Source organism: Nonomuraea sp. NPDC003804, assembly GCF_040610675.1.
GTDB lineage: Bacteria > Actinomycetota > Actinomycetes > Streptosporangiales > Streptosporangiaceae > Nonomuraea.
In genome coordinates this window covers 280,622-294,902 of record NZ_JBEXMT010000007.1, presented here as the reverse complement: position 1 = coordinate 294,902, position 14,281 = coordinate 280,622, and the positions used below count along the sequence as shown (strand labels likewise).

13 protein-coding genes are annotated in these 14,281 nt (G+C 71.6%); 11 read left to right on the top strand and 2 right to left on the bottom strand.

What is annotated here, in order from left to right; all coding sequences use genetic code 11:
• Positions 1-109: 109 nt before the first annotated feature.
• The 8 genes from ABZX22_RS12580 to ABZX22_RS12545 all read left to right on the top strand — a co-directional run bounded on the left by ABZX22_RS12580 (position 110) and on the right by ABZX22_RS12545 (position 8,314).
• Positions 110-946 (top strand): oxidoreductase, encoded by an 837-nt coding sequence (locus tag ABZX22_RS12580; RefSeq protein WP_354907904.1) that lies wholly within the window; start codon positions 110-112, stop codon positions 944-946.
• A gap of 600 nt (positions 947-1,546) precedes the next feature.
• On the top strand, positions 1,547-2,587 hold the full coding sequence (ssd, locus tag ABZX22_RS12575; RefSeq protein WP_354907903.1) for a septum site-determining protein Ssd: 1,041 nt from the start codon (positions 1,547-1,549) through the stop codon (positions 2,585-2,587).
• Between the two features lie 143 nt (positions 2,588-2,730).
• Entirely contained in the window at positions 2,731-3,888 is a 1,158-nt protein-coding gene (locus tag ABZX22_RS12570) for a TadA family conjugal transfer-associated ATPase (RefSeq protein WP_354907901.1), read from the top strand.
• Between the two features lie 253 nt (positions 3,889-4,141).
• Entirely contained in the window at positions 4,142-4,843 is a 702-nt protein-coding gene (locus ABZX22_RS12565) for a type II secretion system F family protein (protein WP_354907899.1), read from the top strand.
• Between the two features lie 626 nt (positions 4,844-5,469).
• The gene (locus ABZX22_RS12560; protein WP_354907898.1) at positions 5,470-6,102 is read left to right on the top strand and encodes a type II secretion system F family protein; all 633 of its coding nucleotides are present in this window, start codon (positions 5,470-5,472) and stop codon (positions 6,100-6,102) included.
• Between the two features lie 140 nt (positions 6,103-6,242).
• Entirely contained in the window at positions 6,243-6,497 is a 255-nt protein-coding gene (locus ABZX22_RS12555) for a DUF4244 domain-containing protein (protein WP_354907896.1), read from the top strand.
• A 524-nt stretch (positions 6,498-7,021) separates the two neighbouring features.
• Entirely contained in the window at positions 7,022-7,357 is a 336-nt protein-coding gene (locus tag ABZX22_RS12550; protein ID WP_354907895.1) for a TadE family type IV pilus minor pilin, read from the top strand.
• Between the two features lie 510 nt (positions 7,358-7,867).
• Positions 7,868-8,314 carry an Rv3654c family TadE-like protein gene (locus ABZX22_RS12545; protein WP_354907893.1) on the top strand — a complete coding sequence of 149 codons (447 nt, stop codon included), beginning with the start codon at positions 7,868-7,870 and terminating at the stop codon, positions 8,312-8,314.
• Between the two features lie 470 nt (positions 8,315-8,784).
• Here ABZX22_RS12545 and ABZX22_RS12540 read toward each other — a convergent pair whose 3' ends face one another.
• Together ABZX22_RS12540 and ABZX22_RS12535 are read right to left on the bottom strand one after the other, a co-directional pair.
• Positions 8,785-9,453 carry a GAP family protein gene (locus ABZX22_RS12540; RefSeq protein ID WP_354907892.1) on the bottom strand — a complete coding sequence of 223 codons (669 nt, stop codon included), beginning with the start codon at positions 9,451-9,453 and terminating at the stop codon, positions 8,785-8,787.
• Positions 9,454-10,154: 701 nt separating this feature from the next.
• Complete coding sequence (locus ABZX22_RS12535) at positions 10,155-10,937, bottom strand: hypothetical protein (RefSeq protein ID WP_354907891.1); 783 nt, start codon at positions 10,935-10,937, stop codon at positions 10,155-10,157.
• A 669-nt stretch (positions 10,938-11,606) separates the two neighbouring features.
• Here ABZX22_RS12535 and ABZX22_RS12530 point away from each other — a divergent pair.
• The 3 genes from ABZX22_RS12530 (at position 11,607) to ABZX22_RS12520 (ending at position 14,034) form a co-directional block, all read left to right on the top strand.
• A complete protein-coding gene (locus ABZX22_RS12530; protein WP_354907890.1) occupies positions 11,607-13,097 on the top strand; it encodes a sensor domain-containing protein in 1,491 nt (496 codons plus the stop codon).
• 53 nt (positions 13,098-13,150) lie between these two features.
• Positions 13,151-13,795 (top strand): response regulator transcription factor, encoded by a 645-nt coding sequence (locus ABZX22_RS12525; protein ID WP_354907962.1) that lies wholly within the window; start codon positions 13,151-13,153, stop codon positions 13,793-13,795.
• A 107-nt stretch (positions 13,796-13,902) separates the two neighbouring features.
• Positions 13,903-14,034: a hypothetical protein gene (locus tag ABZX22_RS12520; protein ID WP_354907889.1), complete on the top strand. Its 132-nt coding sequence runs from the start codon at positions 13,903-13,905 to the stop codon at positions 14,032-14,034.
• The last annotated feature ends 247 nt before the right edge of the window (positions 14,035-14,281 follow it).

The following is a 14,281-nucleotide window of genomic DNA, read 5'->3' as shown; positions in this document are numbered from 1 at the left end:
ACCCAGGGCCACCACAAGAGGTCTAGACAGGTCTGTACCAAGAGTCCCTCGCTGACCTGGACCGCTGACAACTGCTATTAAACCGTTGTCATCCTGAAATCTCAGAATTATGGAATGGGGCGTGCGAATTGCTCACTACTCGCCGGTAAGGTCGGGTCCTGTGAGTGACCCATTGGCAGTCATTGCCGGCCTTCCTGGAGTTCCCGAAGCGGTCGAAGAGGCGCGCGAGGCCGTCGACCGGTTGTATCGGCACCGCGTGCTGCGCCGCCGCAGCCCCGAGGTGTCGGCCGAGGCGGCTCTGCGCGGCGCGCGGGCCTCGGCGGCGCTGTCGGGGGACGACGTCCCCCTCGACGTGCTGCGCAGGGGAGAGGTGTCCTCGCCGGTCGTGCAGGGAGCGCTGAGGGCGTCCGGCGAACTCGGCAGGCTGGGCTCGACCTGGCGGAGCGCCCCCAGGCAGGTGCTGGCGAGGCTGCACACGCTCGCCGCCGTGGGCCTGGCGGCGCAGGAGGACCTGGGCCGCCCGCGCCACGACTCCGGCGACTTCGCGCCCGATCCGCTCGGCCTCGGCCCCGTGCCGGGCGTCGAGGAGACCGCCACCAGGATGGCCGCCCTCGCCGCGCTCGTCGGCGGCCCGTCGAAGGCGCCCGCGCTGGTCCTGGCCGCGATCGTGCACGCGGAGCTGGCCGTCCTGCGCCCCTTCGGGGTGGCCGACGGGGTCGTCGCCCGCGCCGCGGAGCGGCTCACACTCGTGGAGTACGGCCTCGACCCCAAGTCGCTGGTGCCCGCCGAGGTCGGCCACCTGGAGCTGCCCTACGCCGAAGGGCTCAGGTCCTACCTGTCGGGCACGGCCGAGGGGGTCTCGGTATGGGTACGGCAATGTGCCGCAGCGGTGACATTGGGAGTCAGGGAAACCACAGCCGTCTGTGAGGCCATGCAGCGGGCATAGCGGACGGCGTCCCAACATCTGAGACGCCGTCTGCCGGCGCGTCACACCGGGTTACCAAGCGTGCACCTGAATTCGTCGGAGCGGGTCAAGCCCGTCTCGACGCGCCTCCCGCGGCTGGTCGCGCGTGGGTGCCCGGCTGACGCACCCGGACATGTCGTCCGTGTCACCTTTCTACGTCGAATCGGGGCCGATGTGAACCCCTTCCGCCAAGACCTTTACCCCGGTCCCTTGATCACGCAGAGTGATCTCGCGGTCTGTAGTCGTTCAACTACGGCCCAAAAAAACTAGCGGAAATTGGAGATTGCTCCTCGACGAAACTCACATCGATCGGGCAGCATACGGGGGTATCTCCCGAAACTGGAGCGACTGTGCACGGGATTGCTTTGCAAGTCTCTTGCCATGCTCTGGTTAAGTGTTGAAAGCTTTCTTCTGAAACGGGACCGGCTCTACCCCCCCGGAGCCGGACCGGTCAGGCGACCCCCGCTCTCCCCCCCGGCGGGGGTCGCCGCTTTTATCCACAGAATCTCATTCGGTTCCGCGCGCCCTCCGCCGCCTCGCCCATGCTGTGCCTCCACCCGTTCCGGAGCCCTGGAGGCCGCCATGACCCGACCCCTCGTCGTGACCGAGGACCGCGAGCTGCTCGACGACCTGGTGCGCGTCGCCGCCGCGGCGGGCGCCCAGCTCGACGTCGCCCACGCCCCGGCGCTCGCCCGGCCGTTCTGGGCGCACGCGCCGATCGTGGTGGTCGGCGACGACCTCGCCGACGCCGTGGCCACGACCGGCCCACCCCGCAGGCCCAGGGTCTTCCTGGCCACGCGGCAGCCCGGCGAGCCCGACAGCTGGCGGCGCTGCGTCGCCGTCGGCGCCCAGGCGGTGGTCGAGCTGCCCGAAGGCGAGCTGCGGCTGGTCGAGGAGTTCGCCGACGCCCTCGAACCCGCGCCCAGGGCCGGCGTCGTCGCGTGCGTCGTCGGCGGCACCGGCGGCTCGGGCGCCAGCCTGCTGGCCGCCTCCCTCGCGCTGACCGCCGCCCGGCGCAGGCTCCGCACGCTGCTGGTCGACGCCGACCCGCTCGGCGGCGGCATCGACGTCCTGCTCGGCCAGGAGGAGGCGCAGGGCGCGCGCTGGGCCGACTTCGTCTCCCGCGAGGGCCGCGTGAGCTCCACGGCGCTGCGGGCCGCGCTGCCCGCCTTCGGCGATCTCACCGTGCTCGCCTTCCACCGGGGCGAGGTCGCCGCCATCCCCGCCGAGGCGATGCGGTCGGTGCTGGAGGCGGGCGGGCGCGGCTTCGACCTCGTGGTCGTCGACCTGCCCCGCCACCTCGACCCGGCCGCCGCCGAGGCGCTGAGCCGGGCCACGGCCACCTTCCTGCTGGTCACGGCCGACGTGCGCGGCGTGCTGGCGGCCGCCCAGGTCCTCGGCGAGGTCAGGCGGCACACCCGCGAGATCGGCATGGTGCTGCGGCCTGGGGTCCTGGAGGAGGCGGTCGTGGCCACCTCCCTCGACCTGCCGTGCGCGGGACACCTCGCCGACCAGCCCCGCCTCGCGACCGCGCTCAACAAGGGCGACCTGAGCCTCCTCGACGGCCGTTCGGTGCTCGGCCACTTCTGCGCCACGCTCCTCACCGGCCTCATGGCCGCATGAGCGGCCACCCCGCGGCCTCTCCGACGCGTCAGCCGCCCGTGGGCTCGTCCACGCGTCAGCCGCCCGTGGCCTCTTCCACGCGTCAGCCGCTCGCGGTCTCTCCCATGCGTCGGCCGGCCGGCTCTTCCACGCGTCAGCCGCCCGTGGGGGAGGTCTCCCGCGAACTGGTCGAGGCGGTCAGGGTCCGCCTCGCCCGCGCCGGCGTCGAGCCGAGCGCCGCCCAGGTGGCCGTCGCCCTGCGCGCGGAGAAATCCGTGTACGGCGACGCCGAGATCCTGGCCGTGGCCCGCGCCCTGTGCGCCGACCTCATCGGGGCCGGGCCGCTCGAACCGCTGCTGGCCGCGCCCGACGTCACCGACGTCCTGGTCAACGGGCCGCGCGAGGTCTGGGTCGACGACGGCCGCGGGCTGCGCCGCACCACCGTCACCTTCCCCGACGACGGCGCGGTGCGCCGCCTCGCCCAGCGCCTGGCCGCCGCCGCGGGCCGCCGGCTCGACGACGCGTCCCCGCACGTCGACGCCCGCCTGGCCGGTGGCGTCCGCCTCCACGCGATCCTGCCGCCGATCGCCGCGGAAGGCACGTGCGTGTCGCTGCGCCTGCCGCCCCGCCGTACCTTCACGCTCACCGACCTGGTCGCCGCGGGCACCGTCGCGCCCGAGGCGGTCGCCGTCCTGTCGGCCGTCGTCGAGGCCAGGCTGGCGTTCCTGGTCACCGGAGGCACGGGCACCGGCAAGACCACGCTCCTCAGCGCCCTGCTCTCCCTCGCCGACCACGGCGAGCGCCTCCTGCTCGTGGAGGACTCCGCCGAACTGCGCCCCCTCCACCCCCACGTGGTCCGCCTCGAGACCCGCCCCGCCAACCTGGAGGGAGCCGGCGGCGTCGGCCTGCGCGACCTCGTACGGCAGGCGCTGCGCATGCGGCCCGACCGGCTCGTCGTCGGAGAGGTGCGCGGCTCGGAGGTGGTGGACCTGCTGGCCGCCCTCAACACCGGTCACGAGGGCGGCTGCGGCACCCTCCACGCCAACACCGCGGCCGACGTACCGCCCCGGCTCGAGGCGCTGGCCTGCGCGGCGGGGCTCAGCCGCGAGGCCGTGCACAGCCAGCTGGCCGCCGCGCTCGACGTGGTGATCCACCTGTCCCGGCGGCGGTCCGACGGGAGGCGCCGGGTGTCGCAGATCTGCCTGATGTCGCGCCGGGCGTCGGGGTTCGTGGAGGCGGAGCCGGCGCTGACGTTCGACGAGGACGGACGCGCGCACGTCGGACCCGCGTACCCGGCCCTCACCACCCGAACCCCCACCTGACCACCCGCCATCTCGCAGCCGTGGTGCGGAGTGCCTGGGACCATCCGGGATCTATCAGCGACTCACCCGTTCCGAAGACCTCAGCCCCTGCCCGCCTGCCATCTCACGCTCCGGAAGCACCTGTTGCCTGCCGGAGCGAGGCAACGCTGTCCCCGACTTGCCCGCCCGAGCGAGAGAACCCGGCCACCGACCGCCTGGGCACAGCCCGCGCAAGCCCTGAACCAGCCACAACCCCCACCCCCGGAAGCACTTCATGACACTCACCGCCGCGCTCTGCGGAGCGCTCGCCCTCTGGCTGTGGACCGGCCCCACCCGGGCCCATCGCCGCCTCAGCCGCCTCCTCGGCGTCCGGCCGCCGAGCCCGTGGCCGTCGTCCCTCAGGGCCAGGGTCCACCGCCCGTCCGCCGCCCGCCGCGCCGAGGCGTGGCACGTCGCCTCCATCGAGCTCTGTCAGGCCCTCTCCGCCGAGCTGGCCGCGGGCCGTACCGCGGGAGAGGCCCTCACCCGCGCCCTGGCCGCGGTCGACTTTCCCGACCCGCTGAACCCGCTCGCCGCGGCCGCCAGAGACGGAGGGGACGTGGCGGCGGCCTTCCGCGAGGTCGCCCCCACGCAGGGCGGAGAGGGGCTCCGGCGGTTGGCGGCCTGCTGGGAGGTCAGCGTGTCCGTGGGGGCGGGCCTCTCCGGACTGGTCGACAGGGTCGGCACCTCCTTGCGCGCCGCCCAGGCACACCGCGGTGAGGTGTCCGCCCAGCTCGCCGGCCCCAGAGCCACCGCCAGGATGCTCGCCGCCCTCCCGGTCCTCGGACTGCTCATGGGCGCCGCGCTCGGCATGAACCCGCTGGGCTTCCTGCTCGGCAGCGTCCCCGGCCTCGGTTGCCTGACCGTCGGGGTGGCCCTTGACGCCTGCGGGCTGTGGTGGACGCAGCGGATGGCGTGCCGAGCGGAGTCCGCGTGATCGTCGCGACGGTCTGCGCGTTCCTGGCGGCCTGGCTGTGGTTCCCCTCCCGCACGCCCGCCGACCGCCTCCACGCCCTCCGATCCACCGCCTCGCTTCACGGCGGCGAGCAGCCGCCCTCACCGGCCGGCTGGTCCCCCCGCCATGCCGCCTCGCTCGACGGCGGGCACCAGTCGGCCGCTTGGTCCCCCCACACCGGCGTTTCCCCCGACACCGGGAAGCAGCACTCGCCGGCCGCCTGGTCTCCCCACGCCGGCCTTTCCCTCGACACCGGGAAGCAGCACTCGCCGGCCGGACGGTCCGCCCGCCCCGGCGGCCCGCTCGATCTCAGGGAACGGCACGCGCCGGCCGGACGGCCCCCTCTCCACCCTGGCGGTTCGCTCGACGGTGGGAACGGGGGTTCATCGGCCGGTCGGGCTCCCCGCCTTGGCGGTTCGATCGAGAGCGCGGAGCGGCGCTCGCCGGCCGAGCGGTCTCTTCGGCCCGGCGGTTCGTTCGACGGTGGGGAGCCGGTCGGCTGGTTCCGTCGGCCTGGCGGTTCGCTTGAGGGGCGGTCGCCGGTCGAGCGATCTCCTCGCCGCGGCGGTTCGCTCGACGGCGAGGAGAGGGCTTCACCAGCCGACTGGTTGTTCGGGCGTGCCACCACCCCGGGACGCGGGCCCGACCGTCGTGCCGTCCTGTCCGGCTGCGGCGTCGCCGTCATCATGGCGCTGCTGGTCGGAGGCATCCCAGGAGTCATCACCGGCCTGGTGGCCGGCCCGGCGGCCACCGTACTCATCCACAGGAAAGCCGCCCGCGGATCCCACGAAGACCGGGCGCGGATCACGGCCGACCTGCCGTTCGCGACGGACCTGATGGTCGCCTGCCTCCAGGCGGGGCAGCCCGTCAGCGCCGCGACCGAGACCGCCGCCGCGGCCGTCGGCGGGCCGCTCGGACAGCGCCTCTCCTGGGTGAGCGGTCAGCTCCGCCTCGGCGCCGACCCCGAACCCGCCTGGATGGCACTGGCCCGCGAGCCCTCCATGGGGCCGCTCGCCCGCACCATGTCCCGCGCGGCACAGAGCGGCGCGCCCGTCGCCGACGTACTCACCCGCCTGGCCGACGACGCCCGTCAAGCCTCCCGCACCGCTTCACTGGCCGCCGCGCGGAAGGTCGGCGTCCAGGCCGTCGCCCCTCTGGGGCTGTGCTTCCTGCCCGCCTTCGTCCTCCTCGGCATCATCCCCGTCGTCGCGGGGCTCGCCGGCGGCGTGCTGCTCCCCTGAGGATCCGTCATCCACAACCCCCCACGCGCGATCCCCCTTCATCCACAGAACCGCGCTCGGCCCCTCCCAACCCCCCTCCACCCAGCGAACCTTGACCCCAAGCGCCGGACACCGCCCGGCCCCACCCCTGGGAGGCAACGATGCGACACCCCTTCTCCTTCTCCATCGACCCGATCAGCCAGCGCCTGCGCGCCGCCGTCCACAGGCTGTGGACCACCCGTCTCGCCCAGGCCACCCGCCTCGGCCGCGACCGCGGCATGTCGACCGCCGAGTACGCCGTCGGCACCATCGCCGCATGCGGCTTCGCCGCCCTGCTCTTCAAGGTCGTCACCAGCACCGAAGTCCAGGAGATGCTCAGCGCCCTGGTCAACCGCGCACTCAACACCGCCGGCTAGCTCACACCGCCCATCCCGGGCCGCCGCTCCAACCGCCGCCACCTCCGCCTGACACATCAGACCAGCGTTAGCCACCTCGGGCAGAACGACTGCCTTGCCCCCCTGGCCCCGTTTTGCAGACAGCTTCATCTGACACACCAGCCATCTCGAGGTCTGACACACCAGCCATCTCAGATACCTGACACAACCGCCATCTCGAGCGTCTGACACACCAGGAATCTCAGGCATCTGACACACCAGCCATCTCGGCCATCTGACAGACCAGCTTCGGGGGCGAACGACTGCGATGTCGCCCCCGGGGTTTCAGCCAGCACCTCCACTGAGATGCCAGCTCCTGCATGGGCGCGGCTCCACCGCGGCCACCTCTGCCTGACACATCAACCAGCCCCGTCCGCCTTGGGACCACGGTTCCATCCCCGCCCCGAACTGCCCGCACACCAGAGGGGAGCTCGCCGATGCACTCGTTGCCGATCGTCCACCAGCGCACCAGGCGCAACCGACCAACGGAGCGTTCTCGAGGCTCCGTGACGGCGGAGACCGCTGCCGTACTGCCTGCCCTCATGGTCGTCCTGGCCGCGGCTCTATGGGCCATCACCGTGGTGAACACCCACCTGCGCTGCGTCGACGCCGCGCGTGCGGGCGCCCGAGCCGCCGCCCGCGGCGAACCCCTCGCCCAGGTGCGCGAACGAACCAAGGCCCTCGCTCCCCGGGGCGCCCAGATCGACATCGCCAGAGGACCCGAGACCATCCGCGTCGACATCACGGCCCGCGCCCACCCTCCATGGGCCTCGGCTCTGCCGGCCGTAGAGGTAACGGCCTCAGCCATCTCAGACATGGAGCCCGGCGCCGCCCAACCCTGACCACCTCGCATGACCGACTCCGGCGCCACGCAGCCTGGATGACCCCTCGCGACGAACCTTCACCCAGGCAGTCCTGACCACGCCTGCGGAATCCGGCGCCACGGCCCCTGATCACATCTCATAGCGGACTCCGCGCGATGCAACCCTGCACTCGTCTCATGGCGGAACTCCGCGCGATGCAGCCCTGCACTCGTCTCATGGCGGAACTCCGCGCGATGCAGCCCTGCACTCGTCTCATGGCGGAACTCCGGCGCACCCAGCCCTGCCGGCGCCGGCGCCGGCCTTGACCGACCATGCCCGATGACCGAACCCCGGGCACCACCTGGCCATGACGGTGTCCCGTGAAACCGGCGCCACGCGCCCCTGTCCACCCCTCAAGACGAGAACCAGCTCCCACCCAGTTCTGACGACGCCCCAACACGGAACAAAGGCGGCGCTCGGCCTCGACGACGCGCCACGGCTGTCTCCAGCCATGAGCCACACCGCATCCCCACCACTTCAGGAGCCACCATGACCGGCCCACGACGCGCGGCGTCGCCTCCTGCTCTCGAACAGCCGACACCCAGTCGCACACGGCGATCCAGCGCCTCACGCGAGAGAGGATCAGCCACGCTGTGGTGTGTGGCCCTGTCGGCTCTGCTGTTCACGGTCGCGATGACCTTTGTCCTGGTGGGGACAGTGCGAGTCGCCCATCACCGCGCCCAGAGCGCCGCGGACCTGAGCGCTCTCGCGGCCGCCAGATGGGCGTTCGCCTCACCTGAGAAGGCTTGTGAACGCGCGTCCCGGCTGGCGGCGCAGAACGGCGCCGGGCTCGTCCGCTGCGCGCTCACCGAGACCACGGCCGACGTGACGGTCTCGGTCGAACTCTCCCTCCCGGGAGTCGGCGAACGCACCGTTCACGCTCGTGCCCGCGCCGGCCCGGCATCCACCACGCTCGACCCCGCACATCCCCGGTAGCCCCCACGCTCCAACCCGTAACCTTCAGCTGCAGCCACGCTCATCCCGTAAGTCTTCAGCCCCCAGTGACGCTCGATCTCGTAAGTTCCTCAGCCACAGTGACGCTCGATCTCGTAAGTTCCTCAGCCAAAGCCAGGCTCGATCCCGTAATCACCCGCCATGGCCACCATGCCGGCCGCCGTAGCGCCAGGATCCTGACCCTCCACGGTCCGCGAAGCAGGCTCGCACTCGCCCAGTGGCTCCAGAACCGGGCTGGCTGCCGAGAGGCCCGGCCTGTCCGCCCGCACGGCCTTGGGACCTGCGGGCACAGCGCCACAGCGCCTTTCTTGATACGCCATCGGGCGCTCCCGGACACGGGAGGCAATCGCGTGCGCGCGTCGCCGGGGGATTGCGGCCGGACAGTGCTGCGGAACGGTGCTGCGGATACGTGGGAGCAAGCCCTCCATCCGGCCACGAGGCGTGTCCGGAGATCAGCGGAAGAACAAGAACGCCGCCGCATCACGAGCCAGGAGGAAACCGACGATGGCGAGGCTCCAACTGACCGCCGAGGCCGCGTGCTTGGCCATCCAGGCGCGCAGCCGCTCCAGCTTGGGCTCCAGCCACCCCTTCGCAACGCTGCGGACCGCGATGAGCACCAGCGGCGGCATGATCATGATGAGGACGTACACCGCGAGCAGCGGCACCCACTGCGCCACTGGCAGCTTCGACGTCGTCATGATTCCGATGGCCGCGAGATACGGCACCATGGTCGCCACCTCGAGCAGCCCTGCGGTCAGCCCGAGCATCACCATCACGCGCGGCCCGCCGATGCGCGGCTCGAAGCGGTGCTCTGGCTTGCCGAGCTTCCGCCGCCGCTTGGGGTCGAACCGGTAGCTCAGCGCGAACAGTCCCACTCCGAGGGCGAGCTGGATCATGTAGGCGGTACGGCTGCGCAGCACATCCCCGAAGGACTCCAGCAGCGTCGACAGGCCCAACATGAGGCCGACGCCAACGAGGAAGTAGAAGATCGCCACGGTGGCGAGATAGATCATCAGCCGGGGAACCTGCGACCGCTGCGAGGACAGCAGCAGAAACACGGGGATGCCGAGGGTGCCGAAGCTCGTGCTGTCGACGATCGCCAGGGCGGCGAGGGTCAGCAAGAGGGCGACTGTCATGGCTCGATCATTTCGGCTTGGACGTGGGATTGCCTCCTTCCGCGGGCCCAACGCGGCGTACAACTTTGTGCCCATCCAAGGCAGCACATGAGAAGCGGTTCGAAGCCGGGTGGCCCGATGGGTCCACGTACGCGCCGGGCGCAAGGCTGGGTGGGCCGGCGGGTCCGCGTCGCAAGACACGGGGTCGGGTAGGCCGGGGGTTTCGCGTCACGTCAGGTGCAGTTCCTCCCAGCCGCGTACGGGTCGTCGCGTAGTCCCGTGGTGGCGGGCCGAACGGCACGGGAACGCCACGAGAGGTGACGCGAGCGCCGGAAGGCGTGCGCTCAGGCAAGGAGGGCTGTGTCCGAGTGCAAGGGGGTGAACGCGAGGTGCCGGGAGGGGTGCACGGGAGCACTGGGAGACATCCGCGAGGAGGGGTTGCACAGGAGCGTAAGGGGGTGAACGCGAGGCGCCGGGAGCGGCGAAGCGGAGTGCCAGGAGATCCCCGCTGGAGGGTGCGGAGGGTTGCTCAGCATGCTGTGGAGGGGCGCCTCGTGTCCTGTGGAGGGGCGACATGACCGCGCCCCGCACGACCAGCAAGCCTCCACGCCTGGACTCCTGCCCGAGGCCGGCTGGTCCCCTGGCGCTCACTGGCATTCAGAGGTGTTCTCGCTGGTGTGCGTGAAGCTGGTCTCCCATGGCGTGCCTCACCAGCCGCCTTCGAAGAAGGCCAGGAATGCCGGCGCCGGGTCCGCTGAGGTGGTCGTGTTCGCCACAGCGACGACGATCATGGGCAGCGACAACAACGCCGAGAGCACACCGAACGACCCCAACACGCGCCTCGTTCGCCTGTCGGACGACCCTGTTCTCGTCATCCACGACACCACGCTCATGCCGATGAGGACGATCGCCACGATCGCAGCAATCACGACCATCGCCACGTGATACAGACCGAAGTCGCTGATCATCACCTCAAGGGTGGGCGGGGTTTGGCCACCCGCGCTCAGGGAGTCAGCCAGCCGCTGCTTGACCTGGTCGAGAATGTCGGCGAGCTCTCCGCCGGCTTTGCCGACCACCAGCATCGGCAACAGCGAGGCGAAGGGCGCTACTGCACCCTGGATGTTGACCATGACCATCACCAGCGAGAACAGCGCGAGCACCGTGACGACAGAGCCGGCCGACGCGAGGGCGGCCCTCCTGCCCGCCCCGAGACCGCCGGCCCTCAGGAACGCCTTCCAGAGACGAACGCCGAGTGCGAGCAGCACGATCAGCAAGATCGCAGCGATCGCGGCCTTGGCCACGTGGTAACGGAACCAGTAATCGACAACGCTCTGCAGGGCCGGGGAGAAATCCCGGTCGCCGGAACCCCAATAGTCGACGAACGCCTCACGGAGGGCTTTGATGAGGCTGCGCTGATCGGCGAAGCCGCCGCCCGAGCTGCTCGCCGCCAGCGTGCGCGGGGCGATGACGAAGGCGGCGGCGAGGGCCATGGCGAGGGCGACGAGCGTGGCGAGTGCGCGACCGGAGAGACCTGTGGATCGCGACGGGGCTGTTGGACTGCGCAAGGGGATTCCTTCGGTTCGATCGAGTGTGTGGACGGCGCGCCGACCTGGAGGTTCGCCGGTTGAGGGGGGTGGTGCGGCAGGGTCCCGTGGCCGGGTTGTTCGAAGCGCGGTGCTGCCGCAGCGCCGCTGGACCGGCTCAGTCACGTGACCCGCTTCGGGCTCGAGGACCTGATCGCCGGAAGGGCGAGGGAGCCGGCGGCGAGGGCGCGGTGGTCCGGCCGTACCAGGAGGTGCCGCCACCATGAGGCCGACACCATGGGGTGGTTACGGCGTCGGCGGTGAGCAGGTCGTGTTCGAGGTCGTTCGTGTGCGCTGGTGGGTTGCTGTTGTCACTCCGATCACCATTCCGCACCGGCGGTCGCCTGGTCATGGGGGTTCGCCGGACACTTGAAGGTGTGGCCTGCCCCCATATCTCGAACAGCGCGGGCGAAGGGTTGTCTCCACGGCCGACCCGCGCGCTGAGTTCCGGTGACCGCAGAGCGCTCCACGCCATCTGGCCGCAGCGGTGCGGGAAGAGGCCTCCTTCGTGCGCTCGCGATCAGGGCCGAGTTCTCCTGCGAAATGATCAGAGAGGCTCCGGATTAGGCTTGGGCCATGACCGGGTCGTTCCCCTCCGCGATCTGGCGTCGGTGGCGGTCGGGCGTCAGGTTGGTCTTCCATGTGGTGCGTCGCACGATCGTGGAGTCGCTGTACCTGCTCACCGCGCCGGTGACCGCCGTGACCGGCCTGCTACTGGTGCTCGCCGGTCTGTGTGTCGGCGCGGTCGGTTCGCTGTTGCCGGGCGGGTCGCCGGTCGTGGCCGGCGGGTTGGCGCCGGTGCGGTGGTTCGCCGACGTGGAACGGTGGCGGATCGCCAAGGTGCGTTCCCTGGCCGCCGGGGTGGAGGGCGCGCGCCGGCCGCGACCCGGTCCGGCGGCGGGGCTGTGGCTGGACATGGAGGGTGCTGGCCGTGGGCGGGGTCCGGACGCGGCGGGGTTGTGGTCCGGGAAGGTGGAGGGTGCGGGCCGTGAGCAAGGTCCGGACGCGGCGGGGTTGTGGTCCGGGAAGGTGGAGGGTGCGGGCCGTGAGCGGGGTCCGGACGCGGCTGGGCTGTGGCTGGGCGTGGCGTACGCGGTGGTGGTGCTCCCTGTCGCCCTGGTCACCTCGGTGGTGACGGTGCTGTGGTGGTTCGTCGGCCTCGGCGCCGGCACGTCCGCCCTGCGCAGTCCCTCTTCCTCCGTTGAGCTGATGCGGCCCATGACCCTGACCGTGGGCAGCGCCCAGTCCCACATCGCCTTGAGCCTGGGGCTGACGTCGCCGACCGAGCGGCTCGCCTTCGGGACCGCGGTCGGCCTGCTGCTGCTGTTCACCCTGCCGCTGGTCACCCGGGCGTGCGTCGCCGCCCACGCCGGACTGGGGCAGACGCTGCTGACTGACGCGTCCGCGTTGCACCGCAGGATCAGCGGACTGGAGGAGGAGCGGGACACCGCCCGCGCGCAGACCGTCGCCGCGGTGACGGCCGAGGCGACCGCGCTGCGCCGGCTCGAACGTGACATCCACGACGGTCCCCAGCAGCGGCTGGTCCGCCTGGCGATGGAACTGGGCCGCGCTCAGCACCACTTCGACAGCAGGCCGGAGGCCGTCCGCGCGGCGCTCGCCGACGCGATCGTCCAGACCGAGGAGGCGCTGGACGAGCTGCGGGCCCTGTCGCGTGGCATCGCCCCGCCGATCCTCGCCGACCGCGGCCTGCACGCGGCGCTCACCGCCCTGGCCGCGCGTTCGACCGTCCCGGTCGAGCTCGATGCCGATCCCCTGAACCGCCGGCTGGAGGCCGCCGTCGAGACGGCCGCGTACTTCGTGATCGCCGAGGCCCTGACCAACGTGGCCAAGCACAGCTACGCCGACCGGTGTGCGATCGGGCTGCGCCACAGTGAGGGAACCTTGCGGGTCTGGGTGACGGACAACGGCGTAGGTGGCGCCGCGCTGGCCAAGGGACACGGGCTGCGCGGGCTGGAGGACCGGCTGCACGCGGTAGGCGGCCGGCTGCGGGTCACCAGTCCCTACGGCGGGCCGACGACGATCACCGGGGAGCTGCCGTGCTGCTGAACCCGCACGAAGCGGCGCCCGAACCATCATCGGACCGCCCGGCCCGCCGTCCGCTGCGGATCGTCCTGGCCGACGACGCGGTACTGCTGCGCGAGGGCCTGGTCCGGTTGCTCGCCGAGGACGGTCACCAGGTGGTGGCCGCTGTCGGTGACGGCCCGGCCATGGTCGAGGCGGTGCTCAGACACCGCCCGGACGTGTCGATCGTCGATGTGCGGATGCCACCGACCTACACGGACGAGGGCTTGCGGGCGGCGATCACAGCCCGCTCGCAGGTGCCGGGCGCGCCCATGCTGGTGCTCAGCCAGTATGTGGAGGCGTCCTACGCCGGCGAACTGCTCGCGGACGGCTCCGGTGCGGTCGGGTACCTGCTGAAGAACCGGGTCGCCAGGGTCGAGGAGTTCCTGGATGCGCTGGATCGGGTCGCCGGGGGCGCGACGGTGCTCGACCCGCAGGTCGTCGCGCAGTTGCTGGCCGGGCAGCGCCGGGACAAGGCCCTGGGGACGCTGACCGCACGTGAACGGCAGCTCCTGGCGCTGATGGCCGAGGGGCATTCCAACACGGCCATCGCCGAGCGGCTGGTGGTCTCCGCCAGCACGGTGGAAAAGCACATCGGCAATGTCTTCACCAAGCTCGGCCTGCCGCCTGACGACGCCCAGCACCGTCGGGTGCTCGCCGTCCTCGCCTACCTCAGGGCCTGACGGCCCAATCCCGGGCCTGGCTCGCCCCGGGCCTGGCTCGCCCCTTGCCTGCCCCACCCTAGGTGTGCAGCGGAACCGTCGTCGGCCTGACAATCGCATCTCACCTCATGGGCTCGCGCGGCCGCCGCTCCGGTCGCAGCGCCGCCAGGAACCGGCGTCACGAGGCGTCGCGCGGCATGCTCAAGCCGTTGTTCTGGGACGGCGCGCGCATCCGTGCCGACCGGGTGCCGTGGGAGTAGGAAGCGGCGGGTGAGCCGCTTGCCGTACAGCGCGGTTGGTGGCGATGAGGCGGTCAGTGCACGCCCCAAAAACAGATCATTTATGGGGACTTGTCGGAGCAATGCGCTTTTCGCTGATGGGGCCGATCCTGCCGTCATCGACTTTTCTCCGTATGGGCGGCCGACCGCGTACGGCGAGGCGATCGGCGGCGGCCGGCGGGTTGTCGTGGCGCGACCGCGAAGATCGATATGCCGGCAAGGCGACGTC

What these genes read in the sequence shown, in the direction of transcription:
- ABZX22_RS12530 (WP_354907890.1), top strand. Translation starts at nt 11,607, where the DNA reads ATGACCGGGTCGTTCCCCTCCGCGATCTGGCGTCGGTGGCGGTCGGGC.
- ABZX22_RS12535 (WP_354907891.1), bottom strand. Translation starts at nt 10,937, where the DNA reads ATGGCCCTCGCCGCCGCCTTCGTCATCGCCCCGCGCACGCTGGCGGCG.
- ssd (WP_354907903.1), top strand. Translation starts at nt 1,547, where the DNA reads ATGACCCGACCCCTCGTCGTGACCGAGGACCGCGAGCTGCTCGACGAC.
- ABZX22_RS12580 (WP_354907904.1), top strand. Translation starts at nt 110, where the DNA reads ATGGAATGGGGCGTGCGAATTGCTCACTACTCGCCGGTAAGGTCGGGT.
- ABZX22_RS12520 (WP_354907889.1), top strand. Translation starts at nt 13,903, where the DNA reads ATGGGCTCGCGCGGCCGCCGCTCCGGTCGCAGCGCCGCCAGGAACCGG.
- ABZX22_RS12545 (WP_354907893.1), top strand. Translation starts at nt 7,868, where the DNA reads ATGACCGGCCCACGACGCGCGGCGTCGCCTCCTGCTCTCGAACAGCCG.
- ABZX22_RS12565 (WP_354907899.1), top strand. Translation starts at nt 4,142, where the DNA reads ATGACACTCACCGCCGCGCTCTGCGGAGCGCTCGCCCTCTGGCTGTGG.
- ABZX22_RS12555 (WP_354907896.1), top strand. Translation starts at nt 6,243, where the DNA reads ATGCGACACCCCTTCTCCTTCTCCATCGACCCGATCAGCCAGCGCCTG.